15 protein-coding genes and 2 pseudogenes are annotated in these 11638 nt (G+C 42.1%); 7 read left to right on the top strand and 10 right to left on the bottom strand.

Translation table 11 applies throughout. The features are described from left to right. Together CW370_RS21825 and CW370_RS13540 are read right to left on the bottom strand one after the other, a co-directional pair. Positions 1-126 (bottom strand): annotated as a pseudogene (locus CW370_RS21825) (DUF1259 domain-containing protein); the annotation flags it as partial. A gap of 164 nt (positions 127-290) precedes the next feature. Further along, the gene (locus CW370_RS13540; protein ID WP_101169730.1) at positions 291-506 is read right to left on the bottom strand and encodes a DUF255 domain-containing protein; all 216 of its coding nucleotides are present in this window, start codon (positions 504-506) and stop codon (positions 291-293) included. Positions 507-631: 125 nt separating this feature from the next. On the opposite strand from CW370_RS13540, the gene CW370_RS13535 reads away from it, so the two are divergent. Next, positions 632-940 carry a hypothetical protein gene (locus tag CW370_RS13535; RefSeq protein ID WP_101169729.1) on the top strand — a complete coding sequence of 103 codons (309 nt, stop codon included), beginning with the start codon at positions 632-634 and terminating at the stop codon, positions 938-940. Between the two features lie 149 nt (positions 941-1089). On the opposite strand, the gene CW370_RS13530 is transcribed toward CW370_RS13535, so the two are convergent. Both CW370_RS13530 and CW370_RS13525 read right to left on the bottom strand, forming a co-directional pair. Further along, a complete protein-coding gene (locus CW370_RS13530; RefSeq protein WP_101169728.1) occupies positions 1090-1686 on the bottom strand; it encodes a YczE/YyaS/YitT family protein in 597 nt (198 codons plus the stop codon). A 1-nt stretch (position 1687) separates the two neighbouring features. Continuing rightward, on the bottom strand, positions 1688-2128 hold the full coding sequence (locus tag CW370_RS13525) for a GNAT family N-acetyltransferase (RefSeq protein ID WP_024573074.1): 441 nt from the start codon (positions 2126-2128) through the stop codon (positions 1688-1690). 119 nt (positions 2129-2247) lie between these two features. Between CW370_RS13525 and CW370_RS13520 the strand changes: the two genes are divergently transcribed. The 3 genes and pseudogenes from CW370_RS13520 to CW370_RS21580 all read left to right on the top strand — a co-directional run. Continuing rightward, positions 2248-2700 carry a MarR family transcriptional regulator gene (locus tag CW370_RS13520; RefSeq protein ID WP_003226875.1) on the top strand — a complete coding sequence of 151 codons (453 nt, stop codon included), beginning with the start codon at positions 2248-2250 and terminating at the stop codon, positions 2698-2700. Positions 2701-2871: 171 nt separating this feature from the next. Further along, positions 2872-3534: an MBL fold metallo-hydrolase gene (locus tag CW370_RS13515; protein ID WP_101169727.1), complete on the top strand. Its 663-nt coding sequence runs from the start codon at positions 2872-2874 to the stop codon at positions 3532-3534. A 7-nt stretch (positions 3535-3541) separates the two neighbouring features. After that, positions 3542-3684: pseudogene (locus tag CW370_RS21580) on the top strand (LysR family transcriptional regulator); the annotation flags it as partial. A 24-nt stretch (positions 3685-3708) separates the two neighbouring features. Here the strand turns inward: CW370_RS21580 and CW370_RS13505 are convergent. The 3 genes from CW370_RS13505 to CW370_RS13495 form a co-directional block, all read right to left on the bottom strand. Beyond that, complete coding sequence (locus CW370_RS13505) at positions 3709-4188, bottom strand: DUF2798 domain-containing protein (protein WP_101169726.1); 480 nt, start codon at positions 4186-4188, stop codon at positions 3709-3711. A gap of 82 nt (positions 4189-4270) precedes the next feature. Further along, positions 4271-4714 carry a GNAT family N-acetyltransferase gene (locus tag CW370_RS13500; RefSeq protein WP_029946036.1) on the bottom strand — a complete coding sequence of 148 codons (444 nt, stop codon included), beginning with the start codon at positions 4712-4714 and terminating at the stop codon, positions 4271-4273. A gap of 13 nt (positions 4715-4727) precedes the next feature. Continuing rightward, entirely contained in the window at positions 4728-5606 is an 879-nt protein-coding gene (locus CW370_RS13495; protein WP_024571465.1) for a LysR family transcriptional regulator, read from the bottom strand. 186 nt (positions 5607-5792) lie between these two features. On the opposite strand from CW370_RS13495, the gene CW370_RS13490 reads away from it, so the two are divergent. Beyond that, positions 5793-7007, top strand: coding sequence for an MFS transporter (locus CW370_RS13490; protein WP_024571464.1), 1215 nt, complete (start codon positions 5793-5795; stop codon positions 7005-7007). Between the two features lie 32 nt (positions 7008-7039). Here CW370_RS13490 and CW370_RS13485 read toward each other — a convergent pair whose 3' ends face one another. Next, a complete protein-coding gene (locus CW370_RS13485; RefSeq protein WP_003226887.1) occupies positions 7040-7879 on the bottom strand; it encodes a pentapeptide repeat-containing protein in 840 nt (279 codons plus the stop codon). A 145-nt stretch (positions 7880-8024) separates the two neighbouring features. Here CW370_RS13485 and CW370_RS13480 point away from each other — a divergent pair, with 145 nt between their 5' ends. Then, positions 8025-8414, top strand: coding sequence for a YybH family protein (locus tag CW370_RS13480; protein ID WP_024571463.1), 390 nt, complete (start codon positions 8025-8027; stop codon positions 8412-8414). A gap of 67 nt (positions 8415-8481) precedes the next feature. Further along, positions 8482-9279 (top strand): hypothetical protein, encoded by a 798-nt coding sequence (locus CW370_RS13475; protein ID WP_024571462.1) that lies wholly within the window; start codon positions 8482-8484, stop codon positions 9277-9279. Between the two features lie 37 nt (positions 9280-9316). Here the strand turns inward: CW370_RS13475 and CW370_RS13470 are convergent, their stop codons facing one another. Then, complete coding sequence (locus CW370_RS13470; protein WP_024571461.1) at positions 9317-10054, bottom strand: MerR family transcriptional regulator; 738 nt, start codon at positions 10052-10054, stop codon at positions 9317-9319. Between the two features lie 160 nt (positions 10055-10214). Further along, on the bottom strand, positions 10215-11525 hold the full coding sequence (locus tag CW370_RS13465; protein ID WP_024571460.1) for an MFS transporter: 1311 nt from the start codon (positions 11523-11525) through the stop codon (positions 10215-10217). Between the last annotated feature and the right edge of the window lie 113 nt (positions 11526-11638).

Here is an 11638-nt window from a genome sequence, read left to right as displayed (position 1 = left end):
TACTGGATGAATGTTGTTTCGAAATCTTGTAGCCGTACATACACCATTTACGACACTAGGTGTTGAATTGAGAATCCTTGCAAATTCCCTGCAAAGTTGAGATGGCTCCATGCCCATTTCTTCCACTTAATATCTCCTCCTGAATAAGTTGACTACTTACTTAAAGATATGTGGAGAAGGAAAAAATGTAACACGACATTTGTCCATATAAGGGGAATTAATCTTTTTAACAATGAAATTATGAATTACTCGATATCCACGTTACTTTTTTAGTCGGGAGTGGTAACTTTTTAAAAATAAAATATGTATTGCCACCAATGGCAAGTCGAATAACCGATGCTGACCAGAACCGGCTTGTTTTCGCGTTTTGCTTTTTCAAATGCTTCTTCTCCCCACGGGAACCAGTCCACAGGGTTGTGGGCGTGTTGGAGTAAATATGGAGACTTCTCAGCGATTAATCTATTGGGTTTACTTTTATTTGGCGTGGGATCACCTTCTTTATGTATAAAGTAAAGTTATTTTGTTAGCTTACCACAAAAAACAATATGTAAACTGGCACAAAAAATAATGAAACATTTGAATACTCAAGACGTAATTGATATATCTGTATTTCGGGAGGTAGATACTAAGAATGATTAAAAATATAATTGGAACGACACTTATACTCATTAGTCTTGTGGTATTCGGAACCAATTGGTTATACTTTGAGCCAAGAGGGTTAGAAGGAATTCCAAACTGGATTGGATTTGTAGGTGCTTTATTTGGAAGTTTTATTAAATACTCTCATTCAAATCAGAAAAACACTAGTGAAAATATGAGTAATAGTAATGGAATAATAAGAAAAATCGGTAAGGCCATTGATAATTTTATAGATGCTATTTCAGGTGGCATTGATAATGAAGATAGAGATCAAAGAAAGAATGAAAAACCTAAAAAATAGTTGAACGAAAAAAGCTTAGCTATTTTTAAAAGTCAGTTGTTTTTTTGTATTTGGGTGAAGTTGTTGAGTGATTTCATATGTAAAACAGCAAGAAAAGAAGAGGTCTTTTAACCTCTTCTTTTTTTAAACATTGGTATTTAACAATCAATTTACATTTTGCAGGATAAGAAGCGTCTTTTAACTAAAGGCATAAAAACGTGAAGGAGCATTCCTCCTAAACAGACGGTTAAAAGGGTTCCGATGCCGATAGGGCCTTTAAAGATAATGGCAAATACTAAGAAAAGAGCGTATACCAATGTTCTTGAAAACAAGATTGTTCTTTTGGAGAGATCTCGGATAATAAGTGTTAAATGATCGATGGGTGTTGATGCGAATTTCGTCTGAAGATAGATGGCTGTTCCAAGACCGATGAGCACCAAACCAATTCCGAAACAAATCAGTTTGCTTAACAACGCGTTTAGATAGAGGGTGTTTTTTACAACAAACAACCAAAGATCAATGCCTATTCCAGTAATGAATGCTGTAATCAAGCCCAGCAAAATAGGTTTTTTTCTCGTTAATATAGCGTTGCAGATTAAGAGGATCACAGAAATAAGGACCTCCCAGCTTCCTACGGTAAGTCCGACTTCTTTTGACAGACCCACCAAAAGGGCATCGAAGGGTGATGTGCCCAGTCCTGATTGTATGGTTAAGGAAATGCCCAAACTTAATATGAGTATGCCTAATCCGTAAAAAATATATTTCATGTTAAATCCGCGATATGTCTTTTGTCATCAGGACGTGAGGGATGCCGTCTTCCATAAATTCCTGTGAAGAAATCTGGTAGCCCAGTTTTTGATAAAAGCCTGCTGCTTGTGTTTGACCATGCAGCTTACATGCAGTCAGTCCTTTTTCTTTTATGATTTCTTCTAACCCGCTTACGATGACTTTTCCCAATCCATACTTACGGTAAGGTTTTAGGATGCAGATTCTTTCCAGCTTTGCTGTATGGTCAACGATGCGCACACGGCCCGTGCCGACAGGCTGATTCTCATGATATACCAAGACATGCTGGCATTGTTCCTGGAGCGTATCAAATTCATCGAACTCTTCGGATTCCGATACATGTTGCTCCTCAATGAAAACCGTCTTTCTAATATTCAAAGCTTCATGTAAATCAGCTTCAGTTGTTATTCTTTTTATATTCATTATGAATCAATCCTTTTCTGATATTAGTCTGGACTGTACAGCACGCATGTGGTCTTATAATAGTAAGGTTAAAACATTTTTGTTGTAATTGCAACAAAAATACGTGAGGGGTTTTAGGAATGAATGATATTTTGCGTGAGATCGGCATGATAGCAAGAGCGTTGGATTCCATAAGCAACATCGAATTTAAAGATTTGGACTTAACAAGAGGGCAGTATCTCTATCTCGTACGTATATACGAAAATCCGGGAATTATTCAAGAAAAATTGGCGGAAATGATAAAGGTGGACCGGACAACGGCCGCGCGGGCCATTAAGAAGCTGGAAATGCAGGGATTTATTCAAAAACTGCCAGATGAGCAAAATAAAAAAATAAAAAAACTGTTCCCGACTGAGAAAGGGAAAAAGGTATATCCATTGTTAAGAAGAGAAGGAGAACATTCCACGGAAGTGGCCTTGTCCGGTTTTACTTCAGAGGAAAAGGAAACAATTTCTGCACTCCTTCATAGAGTGAGGAAGAATATAGAACGTGATTGGGAATATGTGAAGAAGGGGAACAAAAGGGATTATTAATGGACAACGTTTACAAGTTGAGCTGATGCTGACGAAAATCGGCGTCTCCTTCTCAAGAATACCAGTCTGCTGGAGTGTGGGACCATTTTCAAGATAATCTGCCTGGAAAATGGTCCGTTCACTTCTGTTTTCTTTAAAACTATCAAAAAATTTCCAAAGGAGATGGTTTGCGTGAACTTGAGACAACTATCAGAACATGTCTATCAATGTGAATTTGAGCTTGATGTGCCTCTTCGTATTCCGGTTCATACTTGGTTTATCAAAGATGGTGATGATGTTTATATTGTTGATACGGGAATAGAACGTTTTGCTGATGCTCAAATTAGGGCAGCGTTAGCGATCGGCAATCCAAAAGCCATTTTGCTTACCCATGGCCACAGTGATCATATCGGGGGTGCATCAAAATGGTTAGAGAGATTTGATATTCCGATTTTTGCGCACCAGAAAGAACTTATATATATCAATGGAGAAGCGCCTTATCCGAACAAAAATGAAGTGGAGAACACAGGGGTAGCCCATATTGTCCAGCCGCTGACGGAGCAAACGCTTGCTCACCTGCCTCTGAAATACTATTTAACACCTGGCCATTCTCCTGGGCATGTCGTGTATTATCATAAAATCGATCGTACGTTATTAACGGGCGACCTTTTTATCACAAGTAAGGGGGATTTACACCCACCTATAAGAAGATTCAGTGTTGATATAAATGAGAACATCGATAGCGGCTCAATCATAGATCAAATCAAACCAACGCTCATTTGCTCTTCACATGGCGAAGAAATACTTTATAACGAAGAATTGTATAAAAACTATGTGGTAAGGTATAGGGATTAATGGAAGTGAAAAACATAAGCTGAAAAATCTCCAGCATGGTGAAGCCCTCGATCCGATTTACTCACACCCAAAAAGAAAAAATGGCAGCTGCCTGCCGCAGAGGCTTTTGCGGAGCTTGTTTTACATTCGATTCATGAGCAAAAGGAGTGAGTGTCAGGCTCACTCCTATTCTATTTAAATTGCGGCTGTGAGCTTTGGTTTTACAAATTTCATGAAAACTCCTCTGACTAATGGGCCCATAATCAGTAATTGCAACGGATAGGCCAGGATGAAATTTTTCAACACAATCATAAGATAAGCACTGAAGAGGCTGTCCCCGTTCAGCCCATTTGCTAGAACCGCTGTCACTAAACCGAACACAGACATACAAAGTACCATGCCAATCACCATACAAGTTGACATGGCAAGGATGACATAAATTTTTTTAGTCTTGTCGAACGGCATGCGGAATGCAATCTTCTTGGCGAGGGGGCCCACTAACAGTAAATCTAACAGGAGGGCGACCATAAAACCGATGACCATTTCAAAAACGGTCATCAGTGAAAAATCCTGAATGGCTTCGTTGATGATGGCATTGTAAATCGACATGACGCAGACCATTCCAAAACACATCATCACGCCAAATATAAGACTCTCTTTTTTATTTGCTGGCATACAATCATTCCTTCTCTTCATAATCGGTGATTAGTATACCAATGAACTGTTCATGCTCATAAGTGACAAATTTATGAACAATCTATAGCGCAGAATCGTCTTGTTTTGTCATCAGCACATGCGGAATGCCGTCCAGCATAAATTCTTCTGATGCAGTCTGATAGCCGAGCTTTTCATAAAAGCCTGCCGCCTGTGTCTGGCCGTGCAGTTTGAAGGCAGAAATGCCTTGTTCTTTTACAATACGTTCTAATGCACCGACGATCACTTTTCCCAAACCGAATTTGCGGTAAGACTTCAGAATGCAGATTCGTTCCAGTTTCCCCGTGTGGCCAACGATACGGACACGTGCAGTGCCAACAGGTACATTCTGATGATAAGCCAGGATGTGCTGGCAATCACCGTGGAGTGTATCAAACTCATCGAATTCATCCGAAATGGGACAGCCTTGTTCCTCTACAAATACTGCCTTTCTGATTTCAAAAGCTGTATGTAAATCCTGTTCTGACGTGATTTTTTTGACATTCATGCTTGAATCCTCCCTACTCAGAAAAATGGCTGATCACATATTGTTTAAAGGTCTCAGCAACCGGTGATAAAAACCTGCCTTTTATCCAGGCAATTCCTATGACACGCTGACATTCCGGCCAGCTGACGCGGATTTTGGTGATTTTGCTTTGGTCTAAGCCTTTCAGGTCTGGGAGAATAGATATGCCCAGTCCGGCTGCCACAAAACCTGCGGCAGTAGCTGCTTCTTCTCCTTCAAACATAATGTTCGGCTGTATATCAGCCTTCTCAAACAGCTCATCGACCGTCATCCGAAGCGCATAGCCCTTTTTCAATAAAATAAAACGCTCCCCGGCAATCTCATTCAGGGTAATGCTTTCGCGACTGGCTAATGGGTGATCATTTGGCACAAATACAAAGAGTTCTTCACTCCACAGCTTGATCCATTGGATCGGATTTTCAGGCTTAATCGAAGTGAGGAGACAGAGGTCCAGATCCCCGGATTTTAATCGTTCAAGCAGCCAATAAGAGTGGTTTTGCTTCAGCTGGAAGGAAATGTTGGAGTATTCCTGCTGAAAGGAGCCGATGAGATCGGGCACGAGCGTGGTGCCTAATGTATGTAAAAAACCGAGAGAGACTACGCCTTGGTCTGGCTTTAATAAGGCTTGGATTTCTTCTTTTCCTTCGGTGTACTCCTTCATCATCGCCTGAACCCGCCGCAAAAAAATGTGTCCGTATTGATTTAAGCTAATGGATCGTCCTTGCCTGTCAAATAGCGGCACGCCCAAATGATTTTCCAGCCTGGCGATAGAGCGTGAAAGCGCAGGCTGTGTGATGGAGAGGCTTTTTGCGGCTTTCGTGACGTGCTGCATCCGGGCCAGTGTTTGAAAATATTCAAGTTGTTCCCATTCCAATTATCATCCCTCCTTATTACATATAAGCATGAAAAGGATATTTTATATGCATTATACAACATATATCAACGGTGCTAAGATAGTAATATAAACAGACTCGAGGATGTTTGAATTCGGAAGAAATAAAGGATGATTGTTTATGAATGGCAGTACTCCACAACATGATGAGGGACCGATAAAGTCCCGATGACATACATTCAAAAAGGCACACCGGTTTTTCGAAAAATTACGTTTGCTTTCTTCGCTGCGGGTTTCAATACATTTGCGATTCTATATTGCGTACAGCCGCTCATGGAGGAATTCACGCGGGAATTTCATGTAACGCCTACTGCGGCGAGTCTTTCTTTATCTGTTACCACAATGCTGTTAGCTGTGAGCATGCTTGTCTTTGGTTCATTATCCGAGGTGTGGGGGCGCAAGCCGATTATGGGTATTTCCATGCTGGCCGCATCGGTTCTCTGTCTGGCATCGGCCTTTAGTCCGAACTTTCATACGCTGCTCGTATTGAGAACCATTCAAGGCGTTTCGCTCGCAGGCCTTCCGTCGATTGCGATGGCTTATCTCGGGGAAGAAATTGAACCCGGAAGTCTTGGGTCGGCGATGGGGCTGTATATCAGCGGAAATGCAATCGGCGCCGTTTTCGGAAGGATCGTTTCCGGGCTCCTGAGCGAGTACTTGAATTGGCATATGGCGATGGGATCAATTGGTGTCATTAGTTTGATTGCTAGTGTTATATTTTTTATAAATTTGCCGCAATCCAGGCATTTTACGCCAAGAAAATTGAAGCTCGGGAAATTGGGAATGTCTCTGATCGGCCACTTGAGGGACCGTAAACTATTCAGCTTGTTTCTCATTGGTTTTTTGCTGCTTGGAAGCAATGTTGCCTTGTTTAATTACATTGTGTATGTGCTGTTGGGCCCGCCGTATTCGCTTAATAAAGCATTTTCCAGCTGGATCTTTATTGTGATGATTGTAGGCATTTTCAGCTCGTCTTTCATTGGAAGAATGGTTGATCGGTATGGCTATCCGAAAATATTGGTGATGAATATTTTCATCGTCATTGCAGGTGCGTTATTTACGATAAACAATATGCTGGCAGTGAAAATTCTGGGGATTGCCCTCTTTACATTCGGTTTTTTCGGAGGGCATTCAGTTGCCAGCAGCTGGGTGGGCAGGAGAGCCCTTCACAACAAAGCACAGGCTTCATCGCTGTATTTGTTCTTTTATTACGCCGGTTCAAGTGTTTTCGGAACAATCGGAGGGCTATTCTGGTCTGGTTTTCACTGGCTGGGCGTTGTCGGTATGATCACCTTCATGCTGCTGGTTGCGTTATGGCTGTCGGGATACTTGGCAAGAAGTGCGAAAGTGCCGGATAAAAGGAACGAAAAAGGATTGAATTGATCAGTAAAAAAGGACCGTTAGCGGGTCCTTTTTTATTTCCAATGGGCAGGGATTCGTAAAGACAGCGGCAGCTTTGTGTTCGAATCGCCGTTGGCGGCGTTCACCTGTGCCTGTGTCAGAAAGATGCTCCCGGTCAGGTCGGCGCCGCTGAGATCGGCGTCTCTCATATCTGCACCGATAAAGTCTGTCATTCTCAAATCGGCATTTCTCAGATCGGCGGCTATGAGCAGCGCCCCTCTTAGATTTGCTCCTCGCAGATCAAGCCCTTTCAGTTTCGCGCCGATCAGGACACTTCCCCGGCTGACCTTTTTCGGGAGTTTTGGATGGCGGGCTTGGGCTCGCACCAGTTCACTTGTTTTTAACAGCCATTCATTGACCTCAGCTCGATGCTCGTCCACCTGCAGTGTCAGCAAGCGTTCTTTGCTGAGTCTGGTGAGCCTTTCTATTTTTTCGAAACTGGTTCTCAGTTCAGCATGAATCGGCTTGGCTATATCTATAGAAAGAGCTTCATGTAAATACCAGAGCATTTCGTGCAGCTGCTGCATGATAGGAAAAACATCAAACATCTGGTTGGCCGTTTCGGGGCTGTTTCGCCAATCCTTTCCCTCATAAGTGATTTGGGATACTTTTTGGCCGGCGCCAAAGCATTCATATGCAGAGCAGCCTCGAAATCCTTTTTCTCTGAGATCTTTATGTATAGAACATTGATAGTTTGATTGTAAGTTGCGGCAAGGCGTGCCCCCGTCTTTATCAAAAGCAAAATCTGCCGACTTCGCATAAGGCAAGGCGACACAGCACAGGCCAAAACAGTGCTGGCAATCCGCACTTAAATCATGATGTATATTGTCATGTAACGTTACTTCCGCAGACAATAATATTCACCCCTTCACTTGGGTACTTTGTTAAATATATCTATTTGATTATATAGGAAAAAAGGATACTTTTCATTTTGTTTTCACGGTTTCAGTGGTCTAGCGATGTATAATATATCCAATCATGATGATTGGGGGAATTCATTTGGAACAGCAATTGAAAGACATCATCTCTGCGTGTGATTTGGCAATCCAAAATGAAGATTTTGATACACTGATGATTTATTATTCGGAAGATGCCGTTTTAGTTGTGAAGCCGGGCATGATCGCACGAGGCAAGGAAGAAATCAAAAAAGCATTTATCACGATTGCGAACTATTTCAATCATCATATTGTCCCGACACAAGGGAAAATGATCCTGTTGGAAGCAGGTGACACGGTACTCGTTCTTTCTCAGACACTGCTTGATTCGGATAAAAAGGACTCCGAGTATGCGATGGAAAGAAGGGCGACCTATGTATTTAAGAAGAATGCGCAAGACGAGTGGCTTTGTGTAATTGATAATTCATATGGTACGGATTTAATTGGTGTGTAAGATATGTCTTTGATGTGCCATTCCTGCATATAATGATTCATTCAGCTGATTAGGGAAGGTGACACAATTGAATGTGTATGACATCAGAATGGCTCCTTATACTCCTTATTGGTTTTATGAAGGCAAAGGACTTGTTCAACATCCATACGTATTTCGGCAGCCTGTCTCCTCACGTGCAATCATTGCATCTACTCACGGCGATGTAACGGGAGACGGCGTTATTGACGAGGTCTTTCTAACTGGAAATCAAATGCCCGGCAGCCCGTTATGGAGAGATATCACATTGGTGATCCGTGATGGCAGAACCCATCAGGAGCAGCAGATTCAGCTTCAAAACAATATGGGATACAATCCGTCACTTTTTCTGGGGGATATGACAGGCGACAAGATTGAGGATGTGGCAGTGGTAATGGATACAGGGGGAAGTGGCGGTGCTATTTATGCATATGTGTTTGCCTATCTAAACAGGCAGTTCCGGCGAATTTTCAATTCAGATGTATTGAATGATGAATTAAAGTACAGTGTGAGGTATCAAAATCAATATAAAGCGAGCGTCATCAGTCATCAGCAAAACGAAACGTATATCCTCGACCTTACTTACAAGGGCAGGGAATATTTGAATGAGATTTATAACAGCCAAGGTGTGTTAAAAATGCCGATAGAAGGATGGGTGAATCCTTTATCGGGCTTGTATCCGGTTGATTTTGACAGAGACGGCGTATACGAATTATTGGCGTACCAGCGGATAGCGGGAAGGTATAACGCCGACTCATTGGGATATGTTCAAACCGTATTGAAATGGAACGGACGGCGTTTTGCCGTTGACCGGCAGAATGTTTCGATTGTTGGCGGTGCTGTCTCGTAATCCTGATGGCTGTCACCCTATAAAGGGTGACAAAACACTACAGGTGTTCTGCAACGACAACCAAATAATAAGATAAACCAGTTTGCTGCTCTTCTAACATTCCTCTATGGAAATCATCTTGCATAAAAAAACGTGTTTGTTTTACGTAGTCTTCTTTACTTGTCGGATGCCCGTTCTGATTTAGGAACTTAAGATGATTCATGACATGCTCTTGCACGGAAGGGTCATGATACGTTACACCATTTCTTAAAAAATCAGCCATCCTATCAAGAAAATGTTTAGCCTCTATTGCCATTTTGTTCATTTCATCGACATTGATTGTATGTGTATCCAATTCAAAATCGTAACGCTCTTTTAAATACCCATTTTGTTCTGCTAAAGATTGTTTCCATTCTTCAGCGCTTTCAAATCCTTTAAACATTACCTTATGATCCATGTTTTCACCTTTTCTCGTGTATTCTAAAGATGTGTTGACTGTTTGAATGAGACGCTGATACTTTTCAATTTTCTTTTCAAACAGCTTTTTTTGTTTTTCTAATGTACTTGTTCTTTCAGCATCCTCATTTAATAATGTTTTGATTTCTGACAAAGGAATATCTAATTCTTTGTAAAAAAGGATTTCCTGCAGTCTTTTTAGTTCGTCAGCACCATAGTACCGATATCCGGCTTCGCTTATTTCCTTTGGGGTTAGCAAGCCGATTTTGTGGTAATGATAAAGCGTTTTGATTGTGACATTCGCAATATTGGATAGTTCTTTTACTGTTAATTTCACCATCTGACTCCTCCTTTCTTCTTTCACTATGAGGCCTTACCTTTGGTTGGAGTCAAGGATAAAATGGTGGTGTTTTCGTCCGAGAACAGCCTAGTGAATGTTGGGAGAAAGAAAATAACACCAGGCGGATTCAAAGAAAAGAGTGCTTTTCAGCAAGCACTCTTCATTCCAGTTTAATTCGTTTTACATCCCCTAATACAAACACATAAAAAACCAATCCCAGCAACAGCACAAAACCAGCTACCAGAAAGCTGAGGGTAAAGGAGCCTGTCACATCAAACAAATACCCTGTCAGTGACGCAGCAATAATGCCTCCGAACAGGTTGTTTGCGAGATTCACCATGGAGCTCAGCATGGATACGGAACCGATCGGCGCGAGTTCTGCGGAGATGGACCAGCCGACCGGAGCGGTTGCTGAAATTCCGGCGAGTCCGATGGAAATGCAAATAATGGCTACGGTAATATTGTTCGTCAGAATGGAGCCTAAAAAGAAAAAGCCAAAGCTCATTCCGACTATGATTACGGTTCGGTACACCTTGGTGTTAGGATAGCCTTTCTTAATAAAATAATCGACGAGCCAGCCGCCGACCACAATTCCGGAAATGGTTGAGATCAGCCACGGCACTGCCGTAAATAAACCGGACGACATGAGATCCATACCGTATGTATGTTTAAAGAAAGTCGGAAGCCAGGTGAGCAGCAGGTTGAATGTATACCCGTACCCTGTAAATCCGATCATTAAGCCCCATACTTTCCGATTGGTGAAAAGCTTTTTTAAAAGCGGGCCCGTTTTGTAAGGGATTTGCTCTGTTGTAATGGCATTGTGTTTTTGAATATAGTTTAGTTCACTTTTAGAAATGCGTTTGTGCCGTTCAGGCTGTTCATAATACTGCCAGAAAAAAATCGTAAACAGCACATTGATGCATCCAATCGTCAAAAAAGCGACACGCCAGTCAAATGTTGTGACAAGAAACGCGACCAATGGCGCGCCGATCACGTTTGAAAATTTGGCGGCCGAATCGAACAGTGAGTTTGCCAATCCCCGCTCACTTGGAGGAAACCAGAGAGCGGTTGCTTTAGAGGCAGCAGGGAACGCAGAGGCGCTCGTCAGCCCAATGAGAAACCGGAACAGATACAACAGCAATTTTCCTTGCAAAAAAGCAAGAAGGATCGTTAAAAAGCTCCATATTGTCATTCCAACCCTCGTGACCCATGCGACCCCAAAACGGTCCAGCAAACTTCCGACAGGCAGCTGCATCAGTGTATAGGAATAGGTGTAAATGGAAAACACGATGCCGAGTTCAGTTGCAGTAAGGTGAAACGAATCTTGTATCGCAGGGGCCGCTACCGAGATGGCCACTCGGTCAAAATAATTAAGAATAATAATGCCGCTAAGTAACGAAGATATGTACCATCTGGTATGCCCAGGCCGTTTCACGCGCTCTTGACTCATGATGAAAACCTCCTCTGTCATAGCATGATCTCCTGATGGAAAAACCATTCAAATTTTAAATACCACAGCGCGCTTTTATATAAACGGCAGGAATTTGACTGGAACAGATTGGTGCTTTAAAATGAAAGTAATAT

Source organism: Bacillus sp. SN32 (assembly GCF_002837495.1).
Taxonomy (GTDB): Bacteria; Bacillota; Bacilli; order Bacillales; family Bacillaceae; genus Bacillus; species Bacillus subtilis.
This window is presented reverse-complemented; position numbering and strand designations above follow the sequence as displayed.